Genomic DNA, 265 nt, shown 5'->3' on the forward strand with positions numbered 1-265 from the left:
TCGGACACAGCTACGGGCGTGTCGGCCTGGAGGCGGGGCCGCTCTCGCCTTGGCTCTGCGCCGGCCTGGTCGAGGCAGGGCTTCCGGCGATCTGCGTTGAGACCCGTCACATGCACGCTGCCCTCTCGGCGCGCATCAACAAGACCGACCGCAATGACGCCATGGGCATCGCCCAGATGATGCGGGTCGGCCTGTTCAAGCTGGTTCACGTCAAGACGCCGGCCAGCCAGCAACGCCGCCTGCTCCTGACCTCGCGCAAGCTCCT

At 67.9% G+C, this 265-nt stretch carries 1 protein-coding gene; it reads left to right on the forward strand.

Going from position 1 to position 265, the window contains the following annotated elements:
- Positions 1 to 265, forward strand: a 265-nt coding sequence (locus ASF18_RS24475; protein WP_348271389.1) for a transposase, incomplete at both ends; no start/stop codon positions are given.

Source organism: Methylobacterium sp. Leaf89 (assembly GCF_001422215.1).
GTDB lineage: Bacteria > Pseudomonadota > Alphaproteobacteria > Rhizobiales > Beijerinckiaceae > Methylobacterium.